The 26,007-nt window shown below is 64.1% G+C and carries 28 protein-coding genes; 17 read left to right on the forward strand and 11 right to left on the reverse strand.

Features of this window, described 5'->3' with window-relative positions; genetic code table 11:
- Positions 1 to 521 precede the first annotated feature (521 nt).
- The 3 genes from E1261_RS14955 to E1261_RS14965 form a co-directional block, all read right to left on the reverse strand.
- Positions 522 to 839 (reverse strand): helix-turn-helix domain-containing protein, encoded by a 318-nt coding sequence (locus E1261_RS14955; protein ID WP_238176231.1) that lies wholly within the window; start codon positions 837 to 839, stop codon positions 522 to 524.
- A gap of 625 nt (positions 840 to 1,464) precedes the next feature.
- A complete protein-coding gene (locus E1261_RS14960) occupies positions 1,465 to 1,938 on the reverse strand; it encodes a hypothetical protein (protein WP_132406982.1) in 474 nt (157 codons plus the stop codon).
- Between the two features lie 19 nt (positions 1,939 to 1,957).
- Positions 1,958 to 3,712: an ArnT family glycosyltransferase gene (locus tag E1261_RS14965; RefSeq protein ID WP_132406984.1), complete on the reverse strand. Its 1,755-nt coding sequence runs from the start codon at positions 3,710 to 3,712 to the stop codon at positions 1,958 to 1,960.
- Positions 3,713 to 3,942: 230 nt separating this feature from the next.
- On the opposite strand from E1261_RS14965, the gene E1261_RS14970 reads away from it, so the two are divergent.
- Entirely contained in the window at positions 3,943 to 4,440 is a 498-nt protein-coding gene (locus tag E1261_RS14970; RefSeq protein WP_132406986.1) for a DoxX family membrane protein, read from the forward strand.
- A gap of 59 nt (positions 4,441 to 4,499) precedes the next feature.
- Here the strand turns inward: E1261_RS14970 and E1261_RS14975 are convergent, their stop codons facing one another.
- Positions 4,500 to 5,261 carry an SDR family oxidoreductase gene (locus E1261_RS14975; protein WP_132406988.1) on the reverse strand — a complete coding sequence of 254 codons (762 nt, stop codon included), beginning with the start codon at positions 5,259 to 5,261 and terminating at the stop codon, positions 4,500 to 4,502.
- A 151-nt stretch (positions 5,262 to 5,412) separates the two neighbouring features.
- Between E1261_RS14975 and E1261_RS14980 the strand changes: the two genes are divergently transcribed.
- Positions 5,413 to 6,249 carry a helix-turn-helix transcriptional regulator gene (locus E1261_RS14980; RefSeq protein ID WP_132406990.1) on the forward strand — a complete coding sequence of 279 codons (837 nt, stop codon included), beginning with the start codon at positions 5,413 to 5,415 and terminating at the stop codon, positions 6,247 to 6,249.
- Here E1261_RS14980 and E1261_RS14985 read toward each other — a convergent pair.
- The gene (locus E1261_RS14985; RefSeq protein ID WP_132406992.1) at positions 6,235 to 6,831 is read right to left on the reverse strand and encodes a TetR/AcrR family transcriptional regulator; all 597 of its coding nucleotides are present in this window, start codon (positions 6,829 to 6,831) and stop codon (positions 6,235 to 6,237) included. The genes E1261_RS14980 and E1261_RS14985 overlap by 15 nt on opposite strands.
- 86 nt (positions 6,832 to 6,917) lie before the next feature.
- Between E1261_RS14985 and E1261_RS14990 the strand changes: the two genes are divergently transcribed.
- Together E1261_RS14990 and E1261_RS14995 are read left to right on the forward strand one after the other, a co-directional pair.
- Positions 6,918 to 8,315, forward strand: coding sequence for an MFS transporter (locus tag E1261_RS14990; RefSeq protein WP_132406994.1), 1,398 nt, complete (start codon positions 6,918 to 6,920; stop codon positions 8,313 to 8,315).
- Positions 8,316 to 8,420: 105 nt separating this feature from the next.
- On the forward strand, positions 8,421 to 8,933 hold the full coding sequence (locus tag E1261_RS14995; RefSeq protein WP_132406996.1) for a hypothetical protein: 513 nt from the start codon (positions 8,421 to 8,423) through the stop codon (positions 8,931 to 8,933).
- A gap of 1 nt (position 8,934) precedes the next feature.
- Here the strand turns inward: E1261_RS14995 and E1261_RS15000 are convergent, their stop codons facing one another.
- Positions 8,935 to 11,175: a CBM96 family carbohydrate-binding protein gene (locus E1261_RS15000; RefSeq protein WP_165952509.1), complete on the reverse strand. Its 2,241-nt coding sequence runs from the start codon at positions 11,173 to 11,175 to the stop codon at positions 8,935 to 8,937.
- 344 nt (positions 11,176 to 11,519) lie between these two features.
- On the opposite strand from E1261_RS15000, the gene E1261_RS15005 reads away from it, so the two are divergent.
- The 3 genes from E1261_RS15005 to E1261_RS15015 all read left to right on the forward strand — a co-directional run bounded on the left by E1261_RS15005 (position 11,520) and on the right by E1261_RS15015 (position 12,978).
- Positions 11,520 to 11,954 carry a hypothetical protein gene (locus E1261_RS15005; protein ID WP_132407000.1) on the forward strand — a complete coding sequence of 145 codons (435 nt, stop codon included), beginning with the start codon at positions 11,520 to 11,522 and terminating at the stop codon, positions 11,952 to 11,954.
- Between the two features lie 126 nt (positions 11,955 to 12,080).
- On the forward strand, positions 12,081 to 12,326 hold the full coding sequence (locus E1261_RS15010) for a hypothetical protein (protein WP_132407002.1): 246 nt from the start codon (positions 12,081 to 12,083) through the stop codon (positions 12,324 to 12,326).
- Positions 12,327 to 12,441: 115 nt separating this feature from the next.
- A complete protein-coding gene (locus E1261_RS15015; RefSeq protein WP_132407004.1) occupies positions 12,442 to 12,978 on the forward strand; it encodes a hypothetical protein in 537 nt (178 codons plus the stop codon).
- A 5-nt stretch (positions 12,979 to 12,983) separates the two neighbouring features.
- Here the strand turns inward: E1261_RS15015 and E1261_RS15020 are convergent, their stop codons facing one another.
- Both E1261_RS15020 and E1261_RS15025 read right to left on the reverse strand, forming a co-directional pair.
- Positions 12,984 to 13,418, reverse strand: a complete 435-nt coding sequence (locus E1261_RS15020; protein ID WP_132407005.1) for a DUF4345 domain-containing protein — start codon at positions 13,416 to 13,418, stop codon at positions 12,984 to 12,986.
- Between the two features lie 15 nt (positions 13,419 to 13,433).
- Entirely contained in the window at positions 13,434 to 14,069 is a 636-nt protein-coding gene (locus E1261_RS15025) for an RBBP9/YdeN family alpha/beta hydrolase (protein WP_202874710.1), read from the reverse strand.
- A 17-nt stretch (positions 14,070 to 14,086) separates the two neighbouring features.
- On the opposite strand from E1261_RS15025, the gene E1261_RS15030 reads away from it, so the two are divergent.
- Positions 14,087 to 14,518, forward strand: a complete 432-nt coding sequence (locus E1261_RS15030; protein WP_202874712.1) for an Lrp/AsnC family transcriptional regulator — start codon at positions 14,087 to 14,089, stop codon at positions 14,516 to 14,518.
- Between the two features lie 217 nt (positions 14,519 to 14,735).
- Here E1261_RS15030 and E1261_RS15035 read toward each other — a convergent pair whose 3' ends face one another.
- Positions 14,736 to 15,839: an inositol monophosphatase family protein gene (locus tag E1261_RS15035; RefSeq protein ID WP_202874714.1), complete on the reverse strand. Its 1,104-nt coding sequence runs from the start codon at positions 15,837 to 15,839 to the stop codon at positions 14,736 to 14,738.
- Here E1261_RS15035 and E1261_RS15040 point away from each other — a divergent pair.
- Positions 15,838 to 16,866, forward strand: coding sequence for an NAD-dependent epimerase/dehydratase family protein (locus E1261_RS15040; protein ID WP_132407011.1), 1,029 nt, complete (start codon positions 15,838 to 15,840; stop codon positions 16,864 to 16,866). The two genes, E1261_RS15035 and E1261_RS15040, sit on opposite strands and share 2 nt — an antisense overlap.
- On the opposite strand, the gene E1261_RS15045 is transcribed toward E1261_RS15040, so the two are convergent.
- Positions 16,852 to 18,165, reverse strand: a complete 1,314-nt coding sequence (locus tag E1261_RS15045) for an NsdA family TPR-like regulatory protein (RefSeq protein WP_132407013.1) — start codon at positions 18,163 to 18,165, stop codon at positions 16,852 to 16,854. The genes E1261_RS15040 and E1261_RS15045 overlap by 15 nt on opposite strands.
- 351 nt (positions 18,166 to 18,516) lie before the next feature.
- On the opposite strand from E1261_RS15045, the gene E1261_RS15050 reads away from it, so the two are divergent.
- From E1261_RS15050 to E1261_RS15080, 8 genes are all read left to right on the forward strand, one after another.
- Positions 18,517 to 18,897, forward strand: a complete 381-nt coding sequence (locus E1261_RS15050) for a hypothetical protein (RefSeq protein ID WP_132407015.1) — start codon at positions 18,517 to 18,519, stop codon at positions 18,895 to 18,897.
- A 195-nt stretch (positions 18,898 to 19,092) separates the two neighbouring features.
- On the forward strand, positions 19,093 to 19,353 hold the full coding sequence (locus E1261_RS15055; protein WP_132407017.1) for a hypothetical protein: 261 nt from the start codon (positions 19,093 to 19,095) through the stop codon (positions 19,351 to 19,353).
- 18 nt (positions 19,354 to 19,371) lie between these two features.
- The gene (locus E1261_RS15060; RefSeq protein WP_132407019.1) at positions 19,372 to 20,250 is read left to right on the forward strand and encodes a DddA-like double-stranded DNA deaminase toxin; all 879 of its coding nucleotides are present in this window, start codon (positions 19,372 to 19,374) and stop codon (positions 20,248 to 20,250) included.
- Between the two features lie 5 nt (positions 20,251 to 20,255).
- Entirely contained in the window at positions 20,256 to 20,705 is a 450-nt protein-coding gene (locus E1261_RS15065; RefSeq protein WP_132407021.1) for an Imm1 family immunity protein, read from the forward strand.
- Positions 20,706 to 20,751: 46 nt separating this feature from the next.
- Positions 20,752 to 21,306, forward strand: a complete 555-nt coding sequence (locus tag E1261_RS15070) for a GNAT family N-acetyltransferase (protein WP_132407023.1) — start codon at positions 20,752 to 20,754, stop codon at positions 21,304 to 21,306.
- 81 nt (positions 21,307 to 21,387) lie between these two features.
- The gene (locus E1261_RS15075) at positions 21,388 to 21,798 is read left to right on the forward strand and encodes a hypothetical protein (RefSeq protein ID WP_202874718.1); all 411 of its coding nucleotides are present in this window, start codon (positions 21,388 to 21,390) and stop codon (positions 21,796 to 21,798) included.
- Entirely contained in the window at positions 21,717 to 21,899 is a 183-nt protein-coding gene (locus tag E1261_RS47130; protein ID WP_420814011.1) for a hypothetical protein, read from the forward strand. The genes E1261_RS15075 and E1261_RS47130 overlap by 82 nt, the downstream gene beginning before the upstream one ends.
- Before the next feature lie 295 nt (positions 21,900 to 22,194).
- Positions 22,195 to 23,172, forward strand: coding sequence for a S66 peptidase family protein (locus E1261_RS15080; protein WP_165952510.1), 978 nt, complete (start codon positions 22,195 to 22,197; stop codon positions 23,170 to 23,172).
- Between the two features lie 129 nt (positions 23,173 to 23,301).
- On the opposite strand, the gene E1261_RS15085 is transcribed toward E1261_RS15080, so the two are convergent.
- Positions 23,302 to 25,995, reverse strand: coding sequence for an ATP-dependent DNA helicase (locus tag E1261_RS15085; protein ID WP_132407027.1), 2,694 nt, complete (start codon positions 25,993 to 25,995; stop codon positions 23,302 to 23,304).
- Positions 25,996 to 26,007 lie beyond the last annotated feature (12 nt).

Consider the following 26,007-nt stretch of genomic DNA (forward strand, 5'->3'; position numbering starts at 1 on the left):
GCCCCGCCCCGCCCCCGAAATTTGAGGGGATCTCCCTTCAAGTTGCCGGTTCTCCCCCCATATTTTGAAGGGAGAACCGGCAACTTCAGGGGAGATCCCCTCGTTTTCCGGGCAGCAACGACAGCCCGGAAGCTCAGGCGACGTTCACCGCGGTCGCCTCGGGCTGACGGGCTGTGGCTGAGGTACGTGATGCCTGCGGTTCCGCGTTAGTCGGCAACTTTTGGTCGGCTATCCGACCATTTCTTTCCGACCAACGCACCCCGACCACCCGCGAAGCGCGAGGCCGTCGTCCGGCGCCACCTTGAGCGCCCACCAACCATCTGGCACCCCGCTGAACGGTCGAACCGTGCTCAAGGTCGCCCGGCCGGCGCACCCTGAGCACCCCTCAACCACGCGACGCCCAGCGAAACGGTTGAACCGTGCTCAAGTCGTCCGGCCCGCGCACCTTGAGCGCCCATCAACCACGGATCGGGCGCGCACATGGTTGAGCCGTGCTCAACGTCGTACCGGATCGTGGGGAGTCAGGGCTGGTTGTTGCGTTCCTCGTTGATGCGGAGGGCTTCGGCGAGTTGGTCTTCCAGGATGATGATGCGGCAGGCGGCCTCGAGTGCGGTGCCTTGGTCGACCAGTTCGCGGGCGCGGGCGGCCAGGCGCAACTGGTAGCGCGAGTAGCGGCGGTGGCCGCCCTCGGAGCGTTGCGGCGTGATCAGCTTCGCCTCGTCGAGACTGCGCAGGAACCCTGGCGTGGTGCCGAGCATCTCCGCGGCCCGGCCCATCGTGAAGGCGGGGTAGTCATCGTCGTCGAAATGGGCCGGTCCGGCCGTCGTGTCTGAACTCAACAAAGTCTCCGTGTACCTGTCTGGGGTCATCGAACCTCCGTGCCGAAGGGCCCCGGTGCCGAAGCACCGGGGCCCAAGGGGTAGTTGGATTGTCACCATCTACCGGCCGTGAGGCCGGCCTTGCATGTCCACAGCGCGCCACGTGAAGGCCGTCGCTGCAGGGATCGCTGAATGCGTAACCGAAGACCACCTTCCCATCTGATGGAACTGCGGCACCCGCCCGGCGAACTACTGGCACTGGCGGGCGATCCGACGGTGTAATCCCTTCCCTTCTCTCTCGAACCACAACTGCTTGTTCAACTGCTCATTACAACTGCAACTGCGAACTGCTACTTCGATCCGTCAAGCCCGGAACCCTGATCGACCACCGGCTCCACAGACTCTGACCTTGGCGCGAAACCCGAGCCCTTCCACTGATCGGCCCGGCGGAATCCGCCGTCGTACCAACTACACAATCGCACTCTTGGACAGAACGTTAGCTGTCCACGTCAGCTTCGCTGTTCTTCTCTGTCAACGAGAAGAACACTACACACGCCACCCACCAATGTCTACTCTCGCCACGATAGATATTCCGCGAGTCCCGACCGAGCTTCGCGGCGAGGAGCGTTCGGCGTCCGCCCGTCACCTAGTTCAGCGCGGCGGCCAGGCCAAGCAGCGCGAACAGGACGACGACCCCTGCCATCAGGCCCAGGAAGGATCCGAGGCCATTGCGCTTCACCTCGCTGTGGCCGATGCTCCCAGCGGTGGTGAACTGGCTGTACGGCGCCGCGTAGAACACCGGCACCGCCTGGTTCGGCTGGACCGTGCAGTCGAGTCCGGCCATGCCGAAGCGGCGCATCCACTGGCTGTGGATGTCGATGTGCAGCGGGCCGGCAAACACCGGGATGTCGTTCCGCCCGTACTTCACCTTCACCGGGTAGCCGTTCAGACGCACCGTCGGCAGGATCATGCTGCTCGTCATGGTGTTGCCCTGGATCGTCAGGTGCAACATCCCCATCGGAGGCTGCGCCTGAAACTGCTGCGGAGGCTGAAACTGCTGCGGAGCCTGCGGCTGGTACGGCGGCTGCGGCTGGTACGGCGGCTGCTGCTGGTAGCTCATGCCGCCCAACGATAGAGCGTCAGTAGCAGTCATAGAGGTCGGCATCCCACGGGCCCGCGGGACCTGTCGCACCGTAGGCGATGCGGTCGATCAGTTGGCAGTGTTGCTTGATCCAGCGGACTCGATCGGTGGATCGTGGGGTCATGCCGGGCTGGTCCATCATCAGGATGAAGCGCAGTTCGCGATCGGACACCAGCCGGCTGACCTCCTCAGCAGGTACGGACGGCGCCCCGCTGGTGAACCCACGGAACGGCAGGACCGGGAAACCGGCGTACAGGTAGTCGGCGGCCTTGCTGGATTCGCCGGTTGCGAAGAGAAAGCGTTCGCCCTCGCGCCGGGCCTGCAGGTAGGCGAGAAGCTGGGCGTCCACCCCGGTTGCCCCGGCATCCTGTCTGAGGGGCGCCAGATAGGCGGGCGGTCCGGCGATCGGGCTGATGATCCGGGTCGATCCTTCGGGGATGGCCGGTGTGGACAAGGTCCAGCACAGCGGCGCTGCTAGTACGGCGGCCGTCGTCGCCACGAGCGTGAACCGGCTTCGCTGCAGGAACAGCAGAACCAGAGCCAGTACGGCGAGTCCGGCGACGAGCGGCATGAGCCACGGAAGGCCGGTCAGCTGGCGTTCGATGAGCAGCACCGACCAGCCCGCCGTGATCACGATGCCTGCCGGAAGGACCCAGCCCGCTGCCTGCTTTGTGCGCCATGCCGTGAGGGCCTGATCGATTCCGGCGCCGACGAGTGCTGCGATGGCGGGTGAAAGAACGGTCAGGTAATACGGGTGCAGCCCACTCAAGACGCTGAAGGCGATCCAGTTGAGACCAAGCCAGCCACCCCACAGAATCCAGCCAGAGAGCGCATGCCGACCGGCCGTGCGACTGGTAACCAGACCGGTCACCAGGGCGAGAACCGCCAGCGGTAGAAGCCATCCGGCCTGCGGTGCGAGCTGCTCGTTGAACAGCCGCAGTGGTCCCGGTGTTCCGCTGAAGCGGCTCAGGATCGTCGTGATCTCGCCGGCTGCGCTGCGGTCGATGCCGTTGTAGAGGAACACCATCTCCCATGGCGATCCGGCCTCGCTCCCATCGAGCAGGGGACGCCGGCTCGTGGGGATCAGCGAGATCACGCTCATCCACGCGACCGACGCGAGGAGCGCGACACCGCCGTACAGGAAGACGTTCAGCCAGCGGATCCGGGCGGCGGCCTTGGCGCAGATCAGGTAGGTCAGACCGAAGACCGGTACCAGGACCCACGCCTGCAGCATCTTCACCTGGAAGGCTGCGCCGACGATCGCCGCCGACAGCAGCAGCCAGCGCTGGTCGCCGTCGAGGGCACGCACGAGCGTGTAGGCGGCCGCCGTCAGGCAGGTGGTGAGCAGTGGATCAGGGATGCTGATCTGCGCGGCCGCGAAGCTGATCGGCATCGCGAGATAGGTGCTCCCGGCAACCACCGCCGCGCGGTCGCCAGCCCATCGCCGTACAGCACCGAACAGCAGCGGTACGGCGGTCGCCCCAGCGAGCGCTTGGGGTAGCAGCAGCACCCACTCGTGCTGACCGAACAGCCGGATGAACGCCGCGTGGACCCACAGTGCCCCAGGCAACTTGTCCGTCGTGATCGTGACCGCTGGATCGAGCGCCCCGTAGAAGAACGCCGACCAACTCTGGCTCATGCTCATGGCAGCGGCGCTGTAGAACTCGTGCGGCTGACCGCGCGTCAGCGCCCAGGAATACATGCCGACTCCCAGCAACGAGAGTACGGCGACCGGCAGCCACTTAAGTCTCATGTGACCAACCCTGGCCGAGCCGGGCGCGGGTCGCGTCGTCCCGCTGAGGGTGATCGTCGTACCGCAGCGGGAGTATGCAGGGCGCTACCACCGTGTACCCCGCGGCGACTAGGTGATGACCCTGACCGCTACCGCAGCGGGGGTACAGCGGGAGCAGCCACGAAGGCGACGCGGTGGGCAGGTGATCACCGGCAGGCTGATGCCACACCACCTCGACAGGAGAAACCACCATGAGCATCTCGCTCGACACCCGACTGGTTCGTACCGCCGGCAACTGGGTCAGCCGCCACAACGTCGACATCCTGCGGATCAGCCTCGGCCTCATCTTCCTCGGCTTCGGCCTGCTCAAGTTCTTCCCCGGCGCAAGCCCCGCGGAGGCACTGGTTGCCCGGACCGTCGACGCCCTCACCTTCGGCATGATCGACGGACGCAACGCCGTACTGATGACAGCCGGACTGGAAACCTTCATCGGACTCACCCTGATCACAGGCCTACTGCTCCGCACCGGACTACTCGTCCTCGCGGTATCGCTCGGCGGCATCATGGCACCGCTCGTCCTGTTCTTCACCGACCTGTTCCCCGGCGGAACACCCACGATCGAGGGCCAGTACGTCCTCAAGGACATCGTGCTCGCAGCCGCCGCCCTCGTGATCGCCTCCCGCGCCTTCAACCTGGACGGATCCCAGTACAGGCAGCCGTCCCGATCCGACATGATCAAAGCTGCCTGACCCGCATGCGACCCGGACCGAGCCCGGCGACCCACACAGCCGTGGGTCGCCGGGCGATGTCAGCTGGTCTGGCCGGTCGGCATCACGGTGAGCTGCTGCAGGTTCACCCGCGCCGGGAGCGACGCGATAAACCCAACAGTCACAGCGATATCGCCCGGGGTCAGCCACTCGAGTTGGGTCTTGGCGCCCTCCAGCCACTCGGAAATGCCGGGGTCGGTGACGTGGCTCTGGAGTTCGGTGGTGGTGAATCCGGGTTCGATCGCCGCCACGCGGACGTTCTTCGGCCCCAGGTCGGCGCGCATCTGCTTGGAGAGCTGGGTGACGTAGGCCTTGCTGGCGCAGTACACGGCGAAGTTGGCGTACGGGTTCTGAGCGCCGATCGACGAGGTGTTGATCAGATCGGCCACGCCGCGCTCGGCTGCGGCCTTGACCAACTGCGGGACGAAGGCGCCGATGACGTTCATCAAGCCGGCGATGTTGGTGTCGATCATCTGCTGCCACTGGCCGGTCGCAACTTCGTCGATCGGCGCCGGCAGCATCACTCCCGCGTTGTTGAAGAGCAGGTCAGCGCCACCAAACTCACCAGCCACCTGATCGGCGGCTGCCCGGACCGCGGCAGCGTCGGACACGTCAGCAGCGATGGCGATCGCCGTACCGCCGTCTTTCTCGATGCGGGCAACCAGATCGGTCAACCGGTCAGCACGACGAGCCAGTACGGCGACGCGCGCGCCGAGGCCGGCCAGGTGCTCGGCTGCGGCTTCGCCGATTCCGCTGGACGCGCCGGTGATGACTGCGACGCGGCCGGTGAGGGGCTGGGACATGGAAACACCTTTCGGAGCAGGTAGTTGCGGTCTTTCCAGAACACCAGGCCCGAACGCCGCTGAGAGGCCCCGAACAAGGCCTGTCCAGGCAGGTACCCGCAGGGCCACCCAGGACGCCGTACAGGTCGATCCGATGAACGACACTGGATCCATGGACCGCAGTGCTGAGCTCTCCGACTTCCTGCGCTCCCGTCGCGCGCGGGTCACCCCTGACGAGGCGGGGATCGTCGACGACGGCCGCGTCCGCCGGGTGCCCGGGCTGCGTCGTGACGAGGTGAGCCGTCTGGCCGGCGTGAGTACGGAGTACTACACCCGGCTGGAGCAAGGCCGCGCCGGATCGCCATCACCGGAGGTCGTCGAGGCGCTGTGCCAGGCGCTCCGCCTCGACCTGGCCGAGCGCGAGCACCTCAAGGACCTGCTGGCCAGGCCACTTCGCCGTACGGCGATCTCAGCGCAGCGCGTCCGCCCAGGGCTGCACCTGTTGCTCCAGACACTGGACCAGGTCCCCGCATTCATCATCGGCCGGCGTACCGACGTACTGGCGTCCAATCGCCTCGCCCGCGCAGTGCTCACCGACTTCGAGGCGCTGCCCGTCCCGCAGCGCAACCTGGCTCGCTACTACCTGCTGAACCCGGAGGCCCGTGAGCGCGTCGGCGACTGGGCGCAGATCGCATCCGAAACCGTCGCCATGCTTCGGCTGGACGCGGGCCGCCACCCGAACGACCGTCGGCTGGCCGACCTGCTCGGCGAGCTGACCCTGCGGTCGCCCGAGTTCCCGGGCTGGTGGAACGAGCACCACGTCCTCATGCGCACCCACGGCACCAAGCGCTACCTGCACCCAGAGGTCGGCGAGCTGCACTTCTCCTACGAAGCACTCCACCTACCCGACGACCCGGACCAGATGCTGTGCGTCTACAACGTGGAGCCCGGCTCCGCGACGGCCGATTCCCTGCGCCTACTGAGCAGCTGGACCCTAGCCAGCCAGTGAGGGCGGCGTGAACGCGGACAGCGCGGTGGCGGCGATGTAGTCAGCAGCAACGTCCGGGGTCAAGCGGCCGGCGTTGATCTCATCGGCAGCGCTATGCATGATGCTGTGCAGTACGCCGACCAGCCAGGTGGTCGGCAGGTCCGTCCGGAAGACCCCTTCGGCGCGACCGCGTTCGACCAGGCCCTCCACCCGTTCGACCGGGCCGGCGTGCAGCTCGCGGATCCTGCCGGGCGACAGGACGTCCTGGGCCGCGGTCAGGAGTGACCTCGACTGGCTGACCAGTTGCCAACTGGAATCGATCAGCCGGGCGAGCGCCTCTCGCGGATCGCCGGACAGGTCGACTGCCTCGAGGCCGGCATGCCCATCGGCGATCGCGCGGGTCATCGCTGCCTCGACGAGGTCGGCGCGGTTGGGGAAGTGCCCGTACACGGTGACGCGTCCGACGCCGGCTGTCTTGGCGATCTCGCTGACGCTGGCCTCCGGGTTCCGGCTCAGGGAGCGGATCGCCGCATCGAGGATCGCTTCGATACTGCGCTGCGCATCGGCTCGTTTCGCCGGCACCTTGGCGCGGGTCGCGGTCATCTCGCCCCCCTCTTGTCGAACACTGGTGTACGAGTTACGGTAGCAGAGTTAACTCATACATCACTGTACGAATTGGAGTTGCCGCCATGACCGCTGGCGAGACCGGAACCGTGAACCCTCGCCGCTGGCGCCTGCTGGCGCTGCTGGGTGTCGCGCAGTTCATGCTGATCCTCGACGTGACCGTGGTCGCGATCGCGCTGCCGCACATCGGCACCGATCTGGGCCTGGCCCGCGACACCCTGACCTGGGTAGTCAGCGCTTACACCCTGATGTTCGGCGGCCTGATGCTGCTGGGCGGTCGGGCCGCAGACCTGCTGGGCCCGCGCCGCGTCGTACTGGCTGGCCTGCTCGTCTTCACCGTCGCTTCTCTGGTCACCGGCCTGGCCGACAACGCCGCGCTGGTGATCGGCGGCCGCGTGGCGCAGGGCATCGGAGCGGCCATGCTGTCCCCGGCCGCCTTGTCCGTCGTCACCAAGGCCTTCCACGGCGACGAGCGCAACAAGGCCCTGGGCATCTGGTCCGCGCTGGGCGGCGGTGGCTCGGCGATCGGCGTACTGCTCGGTGGACTCCTGACCGCTGGTCCGGGCTGGCAATGGGTGTTCTACATCAACGTGCCGATCGGCATCATCGTCTTCGCCCTGCTGAGCCGGACGCTGCCGCGCGACCTGCCGACCGGACCGCGGGCTCGCCTCGATGTTCCCGGCGCACTGCTGGTCACCGCAGGAACCGGTACGGCGATCTACGCGCTCATCAACGCCGGAGACGCGGGCTGGCTCAGCGGCCGCACCCTCGGCACGCTGGCAGCGGCAATCGTCCTCTACACGGTGTTCGCCGTCGTACAGCGCACTGTGCAGTCCCCGCTGATGGACCTGCGCATCCTGACCCGCCGACCAGTTGCCTCAGGCACCTTCCTGATCCTGGTAGCGACTGCGTTGATGATCGCGGTCTTCTTCCTCGGATCGTTCTACCTGCAACACCACCAGGGGTACGGCGCCCTCCGCACCGGCCTGCTCTTCCTGCCGGTCGCCGTGGCCACGATCCTCGGCGCACAAGCCGCCGGCCAGGCGATCGGTCGCACGGGCGCGCGCCCGGTCGCAGTCGTCGGCCTGCTGATCGCAGCCGCCGGTACGGCGATCGCCGCGATCTGGGCCGGCCCAGCGACCGTAGTGATCGGCATCAGCGTCGGCGCAGCAGGTATCGGCGCAGCCTTCGTAGCCTCATCAGTGACCGCCCTCAGCCAGGTAGCCCACCACGAAGCCGGCACAGCCTCCGGCCTCCTAAGCACCTTCCACGAATTCGGAGCCGCCCTCGGCGTCGCCGTAGTCTCCAGCATCGCCGCCGCCAGCATCGCAGGCACCACCGGCACCGGCTTCACCAACGGCTTCACTTTCGCCGCCATCACCGCCGCGGTAGCCGCACTGCTCGCACTGCTAGTCGTCCCAGTAGCCAAGCCATCCGTCGGCGCAACACCACACGCCCACTGACTCGGTACTACGTCGGGCGTACAGCGAGAGCCTTCCTGGGGTCGACGCGGCGGACCGGCCCCGAGCGGAACAATTTCGGTATCGACCTTGAAAGGGAGTACCGAGATGTCCACGACAACGGCTGGCCCCGCCGCTCGGCCATGGCGGCTCGGTGGGCGTGCTCGCAAGCTCGTGCTCGTCCTGCACCTCGCCTCGGTCGGCGCCCGGCTCGGCCTCGACGTCACGATGGGCGTCCTGGTCTTCGGGTCATTGCTGACCGACGACCCAGAACGCAAAGCCATCAGTTTCCAGGCACTGGAGCTGGTCGCGGTCTGGCCGATGACGGCGTCCGGACTGACCTGTCTGGTGACCGGGGTGATCCTTGCCCTGGGTGGCAAGTACGGCCTGCTGAAGTACTGGTGGGTTGCCGTCAAGCTGTTCCTCAACCTACTGCTGAGCACCCTGACCCTGGTCGCCCTTCGGCCCGGCGTCGAGGCCATGGCAGACCAGGCCCGCGCCGGCGGCGACCTGAACGCCGCGGACCTGATCTTCCCGCCCATCGTGTCACCGACCCTGCTGGTCTTCGCCGTCGTCCTCTCCGTCTTCAAGCCCTGGGGACGACTGCGCAAGAAGGGCTGAGTCAGGTGGTCCAGAGGCGCAGCCGGGGGCGGGCCCAGGTGGAGACGTAGTTGCGGTTGAGCAGGGTCACCCGGCGGTCGTTCTCACTCGTGTCCGTCGGATAGCGAGACTGTTTGATGAGAATGAAGGTGAGGGGTGCGGTGCCGAGCTCACGGACCACGTCCGTAACGTCCAGGCGGTGGTAGTCGAGGTCCTCGGTGACCGACAGTTGACCGGCCGGCCAGACCTCTTTGCCCGAGTTGTGCAGGACACTGTCGCCGGCTGGGAGGTACGGGGCGTTGTTCCAGGTCAGGGTGTTCTCGTCCCAGTCCAGGTTGGGGCGGGCGAAGACCCAGAAGGTGCAAATGTCGGCGTTGGCTTCGACTTTGCCGTAGATCTGGAGTACGGCGCGGCTCAGCGTGCCGGTGGTTGGGCCGGCTGGGTCGAAGCGGAGGAAGGTCACCTCGTCCGCCGCGTTGGTCTTGCGCTGGACGGCCAGGGTATCGCCACCCAAGGCACGATCGGCGTCGTCGCTACCGTTGCGGACCAGGGCATTCTGAGTGGCGGTCAGTGGTGGCAACTCGCTGACCGATGCGTCCGGCACAGTGATCAGCCAGGTCGAGTCACCCGGCTGAACGCAACTGACGCGCTTGTCCGCCGGGACAGTCACCCAGCGCGAGATCCCACCGGGGCGACGCGCACTGACCTCCTCGACAGTCACCACCTGATCGACCGCCACTGGCGGCGTGAACCCCGACAGGTCGAGCTCGAAGGTGACGGCGCTCGCGCCCTCCTGGGTCGTCAGCAATTGGTGCCGATGCGACGCGGCGTCGTACGAGCCATACACGTGGAAGCTCGCTGGGCGGGCATCGACCGGTACCGAGATTCGGTCCACGTCACCCACCAAGGCACGACTGAACAGGCGGAGCGACTCTGCGCCTCTGGTCGCGCCGCGGATGTCGTTCCGGGCGGTCGTCTCGTCGGTGTAGTAGAAGCCGGTCCGGTACCCAGCGGTGTTCGAGAACTTGAAGAACAGCAGTCCGCCGCCGTTCTGACCGACCCCGAAGTGCGTTGAGGTGGCCGCGATCTGCCCGACATCCCGAGCGATCGGAGCGTATTCCAGGGTGTGGTTGACGCCGTCGAACCAGCTGGTGTTGTAGCGGTTGACCTCGGAGTACACGATCGGGAGGTCCTTCTTCGCATACTGACGGACCTTGGCCTTGATCACGTCCAGCTCGCCCGGATACCAGCTCGCGTCCTCGTTGTACTGATGGGTGTCGTAGACATCGAAGATCGGCTGGTCGACGACCTGGCCGCGGTAGTCGGTGTAGATGCCCTCGAGCGCGGCGCGGCCCCACCCGACAGAGTCGTCGCGCGGATCCTTACCCCAGTAGCCCTCGGTCACCGTGTTCTTCTCGATGTTCGTCGGCGTCCGGTCGGACGTGTCGCGGACATCGGTCCGGAGACCGTTGGCGTGCAGAGTCGACCGAGTCACGACCGGCGCGTGCACGATCGCGCGCATCGACGTACCGAGAGCAAGGCCGGCATCCTCGACCCCGCAGCGGAACGCGTCCGAGCTGAACCGCAGCAACCGGCGGAACGCCTCCATGCTCGGGATCGCCTCAAGTCGCGCCTCCTGGTCTGCACTGCCCCAGGCGTCCGGCTCGTTGTGGGTCGCGAACCGGACGACACCGAAGTTCTTCGCCAGGTAGTAGGCGTGCGCATAACCGCGCTGCCACCTGCCCCAGTAGTCGGGCCAGTCCAGCTTCCACGATCCGTCCAGTGTCGCCTGCGCGACGATGGTGAGACCGAGTTCGTTGAGCTCGCGAAACATCGGATTCAGGACAAACTTGTTGGTGCCGGTCGACATGTCGTTCTCGTACCGGTCCAGGATTTGAGGCCAGTTCAGGTACGTCGTCGCTTCGGGGTCGCTGCGCACCCGGGCCTTCATCGCATCGAAGCTGGCCAGATCCGTCACCCCGCCCGCGGAGACGTCCGAGGGTTTGATCCAGTCGATGGGTTTCGCGAACACCCTGATCGCATTGATCCGCGCGTACCGCAGCCAGCTGTTGGTATTCGATCCCGCCAGGTGATGCGCCGACCCGAACCCGAACAACGGCAACCCCGGCCCCACAACTGTCCCGGACGGCCGCACCACAATCCCAGCCGCCGTCGCACTGCCCACCACCGGCCCAACCGCGGCTGCAAGTCCAGCAGCCCCACCCAGACCCAGTACTCGGCGCCGTGAGAACTCCTCTGCCATGGCCATCTCCCCGTGACTCGACTACCTGACCGACTGACCAGTCTCCAGGCAGACGACCAGACACGCGACCGTTTCATCTGTCGCCGAAACGTCAGGAAACCGACAGGCTCCGTGAAGCGCTCAGCCAAGGCCGCTCGCCATCTCCGGAAGATGGCCGCACGTCCTCGCGACCAGCTCTGGCGGCTGGCGACCATGCTCGATCAGCAGCGGATCCTGCTCGACCATCTCGGTAGACCTGAAGATGCGCTACCTGTCGCCCGCGAGGCCGTCGATACCTGGCGGGCAGCGATCGCCTACGACGCGGACCGTACGCCGAAGCCGTCCGGCAGCTCGGCAGCGGCCTGGTGGATGTGGACCGTGTACCCGAAGCCAAGATCCGCTGGTACGACGCCCTCGAGCTACTACGACAGTTCAGCGAAACCAACCCGTCCGCCCGATCCACCTACGCCAGGGCCTGCGAGGAGGTCAGCCACAGCCTCGGCCCGCTCGGCGCCACGGAGGAAACCCTCACCGCCATCCGCACCGGCCTCGCCATCCGCCGTACCCTCGCCGCCGAAGACAGCCAACACCACCAGGAACTAGTCCGAGCCCTGGCCAGCGCCGCGCTAACACTCACCTGGACCGACCAACCCGAGTTAGCCACACAGTTCGCAGCCGAGGGTCTCGCGCTCTATCAAGAAAACCCCGAAACCAGCGGCCCTCCCCATGTACTCGAGTTCCTCCAAGAACACGCCGGAGAACAACCCCCACCCGGGCCAACACCGACGCCCGACCACTGATATTCAGCCGATCAACGGCCGCGCCTGTGTGTTCGCCGTACCCAATTGAACTACGTTCGGTGCGGTCTGGTTCGGCCGCCTTCGGGCAGACGCTCTCTGTCAGAACGAGAACCTCTGGAGACAACCATGAAGAACCTGACACGCCTGATCCTCGGCGGACTCGCGACAGCAGCGCTAGGAGCCTTCGCTGCCGCGGCGCTGTCCGCTCCGACCGTAGCCAACGCAGGACTTGTCGACGGCTCCCTCAACGACGCCAATGTCCTCAGCGGAAGCAACGTCCTCGGCGCCCTGCTCAACTCGCAGCTTGGGAACCAGTCCAACAACAACGCGAACACGAGGGCCGAATCGGTCAGCCTAGGGGTGCACCTCTAGCAAGCGGCCGCCCATCGGAGCAGCCCGACGTCTCAAGCCGGGCTGCCCAGTCCGCCAGGCATGGCGCCGCGTCTGCGAAAATGCCGCGAACAGACCACTGGGGAATGGAGTACCGATGAGCACGGCCGGCGATCGCGATCCGATCGAGGCGCTGCAGGCGCCCATACCCGTCGGCCAGGGTGACGCCGAGAAGCGCCGAGACTATCGCCTGATGGGCTTCGCCACCGCCCTTGCGCTCCTGGTGCTTCTTGCCATGCCATGGCTGACGACCTGGGGTGCCCGCGAGGGTCGGCCGACACGGGTCTACAGCGGGATCAGGCTGATCAAGCTTTACCCCGACGCGGGTGGCGACAGCGCCGCCATCTGGGGTGCCAGCTCGGCACACGAGAACTGGTTGTCCGTGCTGTTCATCGCCTATCTCTTGCTGGCGGTGACCTGCCTGATATTTCCAGCTACGGCGAAGGCCCTGACCTGCAGCTGTCTCGGATTCGTGGTGACGGTGGTGATCATCCTCGCCAAGCCCGACTCGTATTCACCCGGGCGGATCGTTCGACACCACGTCGATTGGACCGGAGCCTCCACCATGGCGGCCGGCATCTGGCTGGTCTCCGTGTTCGTTGCTTACGTCGGCTGGTCAGCACGCCGGCGATAGCAACTTCAGTCGGTCTGCGTGACGCGTACGTCGTCCTTCTGGCTGTCCTTGCCGCGGACGACGGCAGCGTGCCACAGCAGCACGACCGGTACGACGACCAACTCCAGCACGAGCGCAGCGCGGAACGCCGGATGCGGCTTACCCACGCGGCGCGTCGAAATGATCCGCGGCACCCCGCCCAAGGCAGCAGTACCCAGCACGGCTCGAGTCACCGTCGCCCGTTCCTCCGGGCGCCGAATCGACCACCACAGCACCAGCCCGGCCATGGTCCAGAACGTGTTCACGAACCGGTACTCGTTGTCGACACTCGCCGTGGTCGGCCCACCGCCCGGCGCCCCTTTCGGACCGGCAAGGATGCCACTGAGCCCGCTCGCCACCGGAACAGCACCCAGCACACCCAGCGTCGCCAGCAACGCCGTACGCGACTTCGTCTCTGCCATACACCCGAGACTAGATCAGCGCACCAGGCCGGCGACGAAGCTGGTCAGGAGCCGCTGACCTAGAGGCCAGTCCTCAAGCTTGCTATCTGAGTTGATGTGCCCTTGCGCACCGGCGCTGACGAGTGGAATCTGCCACTCACCGGCGATCCGGCCGGCGGCGTCGATCTCGCAGTACGGATCGTTCTCGCTCGCGACCAGCAGTGCGGGAACGCCGACCGCGACCGGCTCCATAAAGCTGGAGAGAAGCTCCGCGGGAAAGCTCTCAGCACGCTGGTCAGGCGGTGCAACGAGGAAGGCACCGCGCACCCGCCCATCACCACCGGACTCCGACGCCAGCCACTGGGCCACGGCAAAACACCCAAGGCTGTGCGCAACCAGGACCACATCACACTCGCTTTCGCGGACGCGCCGATCGATGGCCTCGACCCAGTCGTCACGATCGGGATGCGACCACGACGCCGGTACGATGCGTGTTGCCCCGGGCAACCAGTCCGCTTCCCAAACCGACTGCCAGTGGCCGGCGTCCGAACCGTTCCAGCCCGGGACCATGATGTAACGCATACGCGGCTCTCCTCGATCGGTGGAGGTGCCATCGTGACGGAATCGCTCGGCGGGACCACGCGTTCTCAATGATTCCGAAGCAGTCAGCATCGGAAAGGACGATTTCATTGGACGCCGTCGACCGCGAGATCCTCTTCATCCTCCAGCAGGACGGCCGCCTCAGCGGCGCCGACATCGGCCGCCGAGTGAACCTCTCCCAGCCAGCCGTATCCGCCAGGATCCAGCGACTCGAGCGCCAGGGCGTAATCAAGGGCTACACAGCGCTCGTCGATCCGGCCCAGGTCGGCCTGAACATCCACGCCGTCGTCAGACTCCGCACCACCCACGCCAGGATCCCCGAGGCGCTCGCCCTCTTCACCGAACTCCCAGAGATAACAGCCGCCTACCGCCTCACCGGCGAGGACTGCTTCCTGCTCGACATCCACACCCCGGACGCCGCCGCACTAGCCCGCGTGGTCGACACCGTCGGCCGCCTAGGCCCTGCCACCACCTCACTCGTCCTCGACGAATACCAAAAGAAGCCCCTACCGCAGCCCTAAGCCCACCGGGAAGATCATCCCCGCGTGCTACGCAGTCGCTCCTCCGTCGCGCCAGCTACGCGCGCACCCGCCCACCCTTAGTCCTCCTCCGGGCTACCGCCCGGCCCAACGGGCTGCCGCCCGCGATCGACCACCCCGTGGCCAGCGCGCTCTGCCCACAACCGTCATCACAGGTCTTGCAGGCAACTCGCGGCCTGTGGCTGTCGCGCGTGCGCGACTAGATGCGAATCGTCGTGCGGATCTCCTCAGCCAGGCTAAGGCTGCGCGTCGCGACAAACTTTCGCTTGACGGTCATGGCTCGACTGATCTCCGGCAGGCTGTTCAAGCCATAGTCCAGTCCGATCGGCTCGCCCTCCAGGTCGATCGCGACGCCGCCAGCCGCGTGCAGAACGTAGTGCCCCGGCAAGAAGTCCCACGCGGCGAACCCCTTCTGAATCTCGATCGTCGCATCGGTGAACCCAGCGGCGACATGACACAGGCACACCGACCCGTGCCCGACACCGATCCGACCCTTCCGCTTGCCATCCGCCCCCGGCGCTCCAAGCGCCTCTAGAAAGCCTTCTTGCCGAGCGAGCGGAAGGAATCTCTCCTCCGGTCTCATCAAGTAGTTGGTCACCAGCGCTTCAGAGAGGCTGACGCTCGGCCGATGCAGCAGTTCATGCCACTCGTCGGCGGCCGTCACGGCAAACGCACGGTCGACACCGTCATCCCCCAGCGCGGCAACATAGAGCTGCACGTGATGAAAGATGTCCCCGATCACCGAAACGATCGGCCGCTTCAAGGGCAGCGAGTAGATCATGATGTGCGTATAGCCCTGCAGAGCACGAACTGCGAGCTCGCTGGTGTCCAGCGGGTCCACCAGCACGCACAGGCCGGGATCAGCATCAGCACCAACCACCTGCGGATCGGATTCCTCCGAGGCATAGATGAACGACGGAACGAACTCAGCAAGCCGCTCCTTGTAGAGGTCATGCATGAGGAGGTCGTAGTCCGAGAGGAAGTTGCCTTGATGGCGAACGTTCTCATTCTCGGCCCGGCTCCCAGTGAGAGCAGCGTTCAAGAGCCTGGGCCGCAAGTCATCCAGCATGGCTCGAACCATGTCGATGATGTTCTGGGCCAACTCAGGGACTTGGCTCTGGCTCACGAATTGTCCACCTAACTCTTCAACTAGCTCGGCTTCGCAGTTCCAACGAACCAGGGCCCACTGTGGCACGAGGCAGTTCGCACCGCGGACCAACTTCTTTTGCGCTCTGTGTCGGCCGACACTCTGCTGCCAGACGTGTCGCCATGGGGCGGCCTGACCCGGCAAGATCATCACCATGCGACTCCTCATCCTCGGTGGCAGTTGGTTCCTCGGCCGAACAGTCGTTTCCGACGCATTGACCCGCGGATGGGAGGTGACCGCCTTCTCCCGCGGCAAGAGCGGTCGACCGCCGGCCGGAGCCACCCACGTCGTCGGCGACCGCCGAAACGACGCAGATCTCCACCGGCTGGCCGAATCCGGCACCTGGGATGCCCTGATCGACACCAGCGCCTACGAGCCGGTCGACGTCGCACAAGTGGCAAATGCCCTGGCGGATCAGGTCGAGCAGTACGTACTCATCTCAACCGTCAGCGCCTACCCGGACTGGCCAGCCAACGCAGTCGATGAATCCTCGCCTCTTTGGCCGTCTTCGCCGACCTACACCGTGCAATCGCCAGAACTGGCGCACCTGACGGTCGGCGGTCAATACGGCACCCTCAAGGCCGGCTGCGAAGCTGCAGCGACAGAGGGCGCGAAACGCAGCCTCATCGTTCGGCCCGGCGTCATCTTAGGCCCTGGCGAGTACGTCGGCCGCGGCCTCAAGCTGCTGGAGCGAGCAGCACGCGGTGGACGCTGGCTGCTCCCGGCACCCGCTGAACAGCCGATCCAGCCAATCGACGTGCGCGACGTATCGACGTTCCTGCTGGACTCGATCGAGGCGAAGCGGGACGGCGTATTCAACCTCGTTGCTCCTATCGGGCATGCCACGTACGGCGACCTCATCGACACGTGCCTGGAGTTGACGGGACGCCATACTCAACCGGTGTGGGCCGACCCGCAATGGCTGGAGGAGCAGCGCGTCGACCAATGGACGGAGATGCCGCTGTGGCGGACTCCCCCAGGCACCTGGCAGGTCGACGGTCGACGCGCGGCGGAGGCCGGTCTTCGATGCCGACCTCTTCACGAGACGCTGCGAGACTTCAAGTCCGCCCTGGATCGGGATGGCCTCATCGACCACCCGCGCCAGGCCGATCACGGCATGTCGCCCGATCATGAAGCGGAGCTACTAGCAGCCTGGGATGCCGCTCAGTCAGGCACTCGGTAGCGCCAGGCGAAAAGCCGCCTCAGCGTTGAAGACCTCGATCTGGTCACGCAACTCGACGGCCTGCGGGCTGTCGCGCCAGTCGCGACCGACTAGTCTGTGGGCCAACTGATCCATGCGGCCGGTAATGCCCCGACGACGATGCGAGGCGGGTATCGTCCAAACGCTGTCGAGAGCGTCGACGCTGGCGTCGAACCGTCCCGCCACAAGCTCGGCAGCGGCAAGGTCGACCTGCGCCCTGGCCGGTGCCAACCCGCCAAGCGGATCCTCAGGCACGAGACTGATCGCGTCACTGATCCGCGTCACCGCGGTTTCGCCCTGGCCGACTGTCAGCAGAGCAGTACCAGCACACGCTGCATGACGGCTCGGACCCCAGCCGAACTCTCCACCGGATGCGCCGTACAGCTCGTTGTAACGTGCCTGCTCCATCTCAACATCGGCCAGGCGCAAGGATTCCTTGACCTGGTCAGGCCGTCCCAACTCGGCCCAGGCCCGCGCCTCGATCGCCCGCAGCCTGGCCGTGGAGACTCCGGCCGGCGCGTCATCCACGCTGCTGGCGATCAAGTCGATTGCTCGTCGACTCTGTCGACGCCAGTTAGCGATCAACGCCTGCGTCCCGCGTGACCAGGTTTCGAGGTCGGCGTCGCCAATCAACTCGGCGTAAGTCCGCGCCGACCGGGCTTGTTCTTCAGCGGCATCCCACCGCGCCAGATCGAACGCGACCACCGAGAGCAGACCGCAGGCCTGTCCTGCGACCTGATAAAGCTCGCTCGTCTGAGCCGGTCGTCTGGTCTTGTCGAGCAGTAGATACGCGACATTGCGGATGTGGCGGGCTTCGGTGAGCAACTGCAACGGGGGTTTGGTTTGGTAACCGCGGGCGAGTTCCAGAACTGACTCTTGGAGCAACGAAATGTCGTCCGAGTCAACAGTGCCGGCGATTCGGGCTGCGTGCTCAAAACTCTCGTGGGCGGCCATGACTGCCGCTGCCTCCAACGATTCGACGTCAACGGACGGGCCGGGCGCGGCCGTTCCGCTGTGACGCTCGAACTCGGACAACTCGTGCGGCGAGCCAAGCAAAACCTCGAAACGGTGACCCCAGAACGCTTCGGCAACCCGCTGCGCGACCGGTCGTGCTTGACCGACATCGCCGCGCATCCATCGCGCCAGCTGACGTGGCGACAACGTCGCCGATTCGTGCATCTGCTGCGCCCGGACCTCGTACGCCCGGCAGGTCTCTTCGACCGTCCACGGGCCTTCGTGGACGATCTGCTCGAGCAGCGTTCTGTACTGCGCCGTAGCCACGCATTCACGTTACGTCAGACGAGCGGCCGGAATCCCAGCTCCGCGCGTCGATGGCAGCCGAACGTCCGAGAGATGGCAGCCAGAAGTCAGCCACTGACTTCTGGTGCTTGAGCGCCAAATGCGTATTCCACTCCGCTTAGATGCCAAACGGCAGTCAGATGGCAACCAAGCGTCCGACGCAGTTCATAGTGCCGTCCTGTCACACAGCGTCAAGCTACTCACCTACCGAATCCCACTTCTCGCAGTGACGGGGTGACTGACAGTGATTTTGCGCATGTGGCTCCTCATCCTGGGAACCGCCGTACTCACGGTCCTCATGCTTCGCGATATCGCGAAGGACGTTAGAGGCCGATGACCACGGCTGAACGCCAAGTTCCGGCAGCAGCGGGCCGAGGCTCGTCGAGAGAGGTCGACTACACGCGACCGCTCCTCCTCGGCTACATCCTCAAACACCTCCTCATGACCGACGGCGAACTGGCCGACACCAAAGTCCAACTCGAGGAGTTCGCCGAGGTTGAGGGCTTCGCGATGGGCACGATCTACACGGAGGAGACCGCGACAACACCGGCAGCCTTCGAAGCCCTGATCGAGGCGGTCAACCGCTATGAGGTGACCACAGTCGTCATCCCCGGCCAACTGCACTTCTCCGCCCTGGCCATAACACACAACGTCAAAGACACCTTCGAGCGAGCAACCGGCGCTCGGGTTGTCATTGCAAGTTCGCTCCCATGATCCGACGGAGCCGGTGGGCGTCGCTGCACACCGATCGGTTCCCGTCGCCACTGGTCTGCGGCCGAGTCTTCCCCTCCCCTGTGGAGGACTCAGCCGCAGATCCCACCTACAGGCTGGCGCAGGGCGTAAGGCGAGTCCGTCCGGCGCCAGCCGTTCCAACATCTCCCGCAGCAGTGCGCAAGAAGTGAGGCGGATATGTCCCAAGTCGAACAGATGAAGATGCAGCTCCACGGTCTAGCCGACCAGTCGCGGCAAGGCGCAGCCAGCTTGGCCGGCTTCAAACAGCGTTTCGAGCAGTCCAGCCAGCAAGTACACGCACTCATCCGCGGCACCGCAACGAGAGCGGACCAGGACATCGCGACGATGCTCGACGCAGCCGCCAAGTCGGTCGACCAAGCAGTGCAGTCCCTCCAGATCGCAGAAGCCGGTTGCCGCAGCTACGCCGATCAGATCTAGCCGACGGCGCCGTCCGGCATGCCCTCCGAGCTGCAGCGGGTCGCACAACAGCTACTCGCAACGTTGGACGAGATTCCGCGCGTAGTGGCTTATCTGCATGACCGCGCAGGCAAGTACCGCGAGTCAGCTGGATGGATCGGCAGCACAAGTAACAACCCGAACGCACGACTCGCTGCGACGCAGCTCGACGTCGCGGCCAGGCGGTGTGAGGAAGCGGCGCACTATTTGTCCCTCGCCCCACCCAAGGCACGTGCCTGGACCGAGCAGATGGTCAGCGGCATTCGGACAGCGGAACCAGTCGGGAAGTCCGCGGGTCCGAGGCCAGATGAACCAGATCGAAGCGCGCCGCCCGCGGAACGCAAGCAGAACGGGCCTGAGGCAACCAAATCCGGCAAGACCCTTGGCTCTGACGAGAGATCGGGCCTGCCAGATGCGTCAGCGAGGCCGAGGCTCACTGACGCGGAAGGAAGACGACTGCTAGGCAAGTTGCCCGTCCGAGGACAGAAATTTGGACAACGCGAGAAGACTCGAGGCATCTGGCGCGCCGATGATGGGACAGAGTACGACCTGGTCAGTGGGCGCGGTGAGGACTCGATCGGTGACGACAATCAGGATCTGTATCGTCAGGCCGAAGAGTTCGCCATCGAGCACCGCCTCGGCAATCCGCCTGGCACCCTCAGCATCACCTCCCACGTCGAGATCAAATTCGCGATGTTGATGTGGAAGCGTGGCCTGCGGGATGCCACCATCGTCATCAACAATCCGCCGTGCAAGGGCGACTCCAGCTGCGACGAGTGGTTGGACAAGTTCCTGCCCCCTGGCGCGAAACTGACCATCTACGGTCCGGACAACTTCAAAGGGATACATCCCAAACCACCCCCGGGCGAAGGAGCCTGATCACGATGACCTACACCGTCCGTGCCTTCTACAAGCAGGACCAGCAGCCCAGTCCCGCGATCGTGTCATCTCCCGACGACATCGGCGCGCTGATCGACGCCGTTCTCAACGAACCACCGACCAACTCAGTGATCGCCATGTACATAGCGGAACGCCCCAAGACCGAACACGACATGCCAGACCACGAACTGCGCGTCGCGATCAACCAGGAAGCGAAGGTCGGCGGACTGAGGTACTCAGGTCCGGCCGATGGTGCAGCCGGTGTTTGGTACGCGGCCAGCCGCGACAGTGAACGCGACGAGGTCTTCTACTACTACATGGGCCACGACGAGGGCTGGCCGCAGGACTCCGAGATCTCGCTTGACGAGCTCAGGTCTGCGGTCAGCACCTTTCTCGCCAGCGGCGAGCGCCCTTCAGGCATCGAGTGGACCGAATGGCCCGCCGACGTCGGCTGATATCACCACACCAAGCAGATCGAGCCGGACGCGATTCGGAGGCAACGTGGTATTGACCTTGACCCGCCACACGAGGGTCGCGACCCTCGCCCTTGTCCCGAGGCTGAAGGCGCTCTATGCAGACGCCTACTCCGAACCGCCGTACGAGATGTCACCCGAGGACATCGAGCAGTTCGAGATCCGGATCACGAAGCACGCCGACCAGCCAGGATTTGCGCTGGTCACCGGCGAACTCAACGGCCAACACGTCGGGTTCACCTACGGATTCACCTTCCATCCCGGACGATGGTGGACCGGCGTCAAGACCGATCTACCTCCAAGCGGGATAGCAGCCGGCCCGATCTTCGCAGTGATCGAACTCGGTATACGCAAGGAGTCTCGTGGTCACGGCCACGCCCGCCGCCTCGTCGATGCCCTCCTGACCAACCGGCCAGAAGCATTCGCCAGCCTCATCTCGCGACCGGGTGCACAAGCGCATGCCATGTACCAACGCTGGGGCTGGAAGAAAGTCGGCAACACCCAGACCTACCCGCACTGGCCAGTCGAGGACATCAACATCCTTCCGCTACACAGCAGCGTCCCGCCCGTGACCGGCCAATAATGTCCGCGCGTCGCAATCTGCCTGGCTGCTAACTGGTCCGGGCAGCGGGTAGGGAAAAGAAGACTGGCCAAGGAGGATGGTGTGCACGATCCGTATCGCGGTCTGATCCTCGACTTTGGAGGTGTGCTGACGACTCAGATGCGCTTAAACGGCGAAGCCTTTGAGCGATCTGAAGGTCTGGCACCAGGTGCGTATTTCTCGGCACTGGAAAGCCGCCCTGACGGGATAGCGGTCTACGCGGCGCTGGAGATCGGCCAGGCCACGCAGGAGGACTGGAACAGGGTCATCGGCGACATCCTCGGTATCGATCCGACAGACCTGATGCAACGCGCGCTAGCCAATCTGCAACCCGAGCCACTGATCGTCACACAGCGGCCAAGCGCGCTCGAGCGGCGGGTATCAAGATCGCGTTGCTCAGCAACAGCTTCGGTCTTGCGCCCTACAACCCCTACGCTGATCGCGGCCTGTGGACGGACCTCTTCGACGCGGTGATTCTCTCGGAACTGGAGGGCGTACGGAAGCCATCGGTAGAAATCTATGAACGGGCGCTAACTGCACTGGACCTGCCCGGCGCACAGTGCGTACGTCGATGATGTGGCGACGAATCTGGCCCCTGCCCAACTGCTGGGCATCCGGACCGTGCACCACACCACCGATCCAGCTGCCACGGCGGCCTTGCTGGATTCACTCCTCCCGTCAGAACCAACCTGAGCCGAGCACGACTCGTGTAGTCGGGTCTCATCTCGGTACCGACGTAGCCGTCGAGAAGGCATCACTGCAGCGATGTGACCAGAATCGACATGCGGACAAGATGCAGGAACAGTTGGCCGTCCGGTAACTCCGCGCAAGATGACGAAGCCAGCTGTCCTGAGACGATGGAGAATCGCAATGAGCAAAAGTGTCATCCGGCCTAAGCGCCTGCGAGCTGGAGATCGGGCCATCATCGTCTCGCCGTCGAGCACCATCGCAGACCGTGCCGACCAGGCCGAGCGCGCCCGTGCGAACCTCGAGACTGCTCTGGGCATCAAGATCGACTTCGCCGACAACACGTTCGCTCAGGACTACTACTCCGCCGGCACTACAGATGAACGCCGGGCCGATCTCATGGCGGCGTTCACCGATCCCGAGGTCAAGGCCGTCTTCTTCTCAACCGGCGGCGCAACCGCGGTAGACCTCGTCGATCGCCTGGACTACGACACCATCACCGAACACCCAAAGATCGTGGCCGGCCTCTCCGACTCGTCAACATTGCTCAACGCCATCACAGCGAAGACTGGTCTGTTGACATTCCACGGCTTTGAGCTGATGGACTTTGCCAATCACGACATGTCCTACACCACCCAGAACCTCAAGCAGATCTGGTTCGACGGATGGTCGGGCGACTACAGCCCCAACCCCAACTGGCGCGACCTAGAAGGCGACCCCACGACCTACACTGGTTGGCGCGAGATCAAGCCCGGCCGCGCGACCGGAACCGCCGTCGGCGGAAACTCCGACGCCTTCATGCAACTGGAAAGCACCCCGTACCGTCCTCCCCTGGACGGCGCGATCCTCTTCCTAGAAAGCTACCGCCTCCAGAAGCGCCACATCCAAGCCCTCCTGGCAACCCTCAAACTCAAGGGCGCCTTCGACTCAATACGAGGCCTGATCATCGGCTACTGCTTAGGCAGCGACGCCCCAGGAACCGGCAACGACCGAGACATCGCCGACATCATCTTGGAAACCACCGCCGGCCACACCTTCCCAGTTATCCAGATCGGCGATATCGGCCACCAGGTCGAGAACCTCATCCTCCCCATCGGCGCCACAATCGAGATGGACTCCAGCTCCACCTCGTTGGCCCTGTCCGGACCCGCTGTGCAGTAGGCCTCCCTCCGGCCAAGGCAACCTCAGCTAGCACCGGCACTCACGGGACCAGCCCGCGTCTGCGACCTCTCAGTCCAATCGCTGCCAACGGCTCCCCCAGCGCGGATGGCTTTGGGCAGTCGATCGCGGTTACGGAACCTGAGCTAGTCCGCGCCTATTCGACAGCAGGATTGCATCCTTCTTGTTAGCACTGTGACGCAGACTGCTCAGGACCGCATGCTCGGTTTCGGGTGTCCAGAAGATCCGCAGACGCTCGCGTGCTCTTGTGATCGCCGTGTAGAACACGTTGTGCGAGATGTCGTCCTCGTTGGCGTCAGTGATCACGACCTTGACTGAATCGTATTCGAGACCCTGAGCCTTGTGAATCGACACTGCGTAGGCAACTTGGAACGGTACCGCTCCAATTGTCGAGTCATCATCGTCATCGCCATTTCCGCGCTCGTAGACGTCGAACTGAACCGTCGAATCCTTTATATAGCGAAGCTGACTACCATCGACATCGAAGGCAGTCACTGGTCGATTGAGAGATATATCGAACTGGATCCTTCCCGGGAATGCTTGGATAGCGATGATTTTTCCTTTTAGGTTGTTGTAGATAAATGGCCTGAACCTGTCCGTATCGCCGAACAACACTGGATCGCCAACCTTGTAAATCGAGGCACCCCAGTCGGTGGCCGCACCGGGGTTGCTGCTCTGAAGGAAGCGATTGACGTTGTTGATACCGTAGAGTCCGTCGTAGTTCAGGCAGAGGATGATTTCATCGTCGGCCTGTGCGCGGAAGAGAGACGCGTCGAGTACCGTGCAGTAGGCATTTCGGGCAAGAGTCTCTGCAATATCGTCTTTCAACTCACGAACGGTCGACCACAAGTCCATGAGGTTCGCGCTCTTAGTTCTGAACGGAGTCTTGAGCTCGAACACCGCCGTTGCGGGAATGAAGGATCGAGCGAGCCCGAACCAGTTGCCGAACTGAATCGATTCGATCTGGAAGATGTCGCCTACCAAAACTAGGAGCTTGAAAGATGTTCGGTCAAGCACCTTGAGCAGGTCAGAGTTGCTGACCGTACTACACTCATCGATGACTAGGACATCGTAGTTCGTGACGTCCGTGCGTCTGATATGGCTACTAATAGTGCGAAAGGTAGAGCTCTGGGCTGTGACTCGGCGCTCCAGGTTGTCGACGGCCGGATTCGTGTGAGCGAGAAAGAGCTTCTCGCTGGCACTGAAGTAGTTGGCGATGAGGCCAACCATTGTCGACTTTCCGGTGCCGGCGGCGCCGTAGATCAGGGCAACCTGCGAGTCGATGAACAACTCATAGAGCGCCTTCGCCTTGAGTGGATCATCGGGGGCAGGAGCTGTATTCGCAAGCCATTGTCTAACAGCACTCTCGTAGCCGGCGACACCCGTTGCCGCATGCTGCTGCAACTTCTCGATGATCGCGACAGTGCCATCCTCATAACCCGCGAGGAAAACGTGCCCCTTGTCCTTGAGTAACTTCCGAGCAGTGTGCTTGTAGTACAACTTGCGATTGTAGGTTGCGATCAACTGGTCGACGTCACCGAGATCTTCCAGATCCGCTACTGGGGTATAGAGCATGCCGCGATCTTCGACGTTGTTCTTCACACGACGTGCGAGGAGTTCATGAGTGCGCTTGCTGGCATCCAGACTCTCGGCGAGATCAGTGAACCGCGGATTGTGCCCGTACAGCGAGGTACAAAAGGGCATGCTATCGAATGGCTTGCACCCGAACTCCAGGTTCAGATTCGACAGCACACCGCAGGTTTCAGGTGCGTACTGCAGTTTGAGGAACTGATTGTTCATCCGCAGCATCAAATAACGGAGGACGTTGCCGCCCGGGACCTCCGCCTGGATCATGGAACGCGCCACATCGAGCACAGAGAAGATTTGCGGTTCCCGCGATCGCTGCGTTACCCAGTTCTTCACTTGCGCATACTGGGCATCATCCATGTCGATTATGTCCAGCAGGTTCGATGATGTTGCAGTCAGATACTCCATCAAGTTGCGGTACTCGGAGCGGCCAGTCGACACTCTAATCGACCTACCAAGAATCCGCGCGAAGTTGTCGAACTCACAAGGACGGATCGACACCTCCCATTCGCGGACGATCATGATCGGCATGGTCTGCCCGAGAACTTCGATCGAATCGCTTTCGAGCGTCAGATTGGCCGCATACCTATCGGTGATGTCGATGTCAGTGAACCCGATGATGCGATCGAACTTACTTACCCGATTGACGGCATTGTAGAAGGTGATTTCGTAGTATATTTTCCCATTCACATAAAATGGCCGCACCCCGTGAATGTAGTACCGAGCCCTCCGAGCAGTACTCGGCGGCAACGTCCGCGCGGCCACGATCCGCTCCGAGATCTTCTGGTGGTACTCCTGAAGCGACGGATCGAGATCGACAGGAAAGTCCTCTAAGTTCGCCAGGATGTCGAGCTTGAGCTGAGTGCGAGCCAAGTCCCGAGCCCGGTGCAGATAGCCGTAGTACTTAAGCATCAGCCGCTCTGAGGGATCGCCTCCCATCGTGTAGTGCGAAGCGCTGATCTGCAGCAATTTGTGGAATCGTTTGAGGAAGTTGAGTCTGCCGTTTGCGCCGACATAAGCGATCGCTGAACCAACAGACGCGTACTGGAACTCCGCGTCTCCGATACCTACGTGGAGTCGGACCACGAGGCCCTCGACCAGGTTGCGCAGCTGGCTGAGGATATTTTGCGCCAGAAGCGCTCTATCATGTCGCAGCGTGGCAATGTTCGACGAAATCGCGCCTGCGGCGCTGATAATCTGCTCGTCTACGGTGCCCACGATGCGCCCCCC

The organism is Kribbella albertanoniae, assembly GCF_004348455.1.
GTDB classification, from domain to species: Bacteria; Actinomycetota; Actinomycetes; order Propionibacteriales; family Kribbellaceae; genus Kribbella; species Kribbella albertanoniae.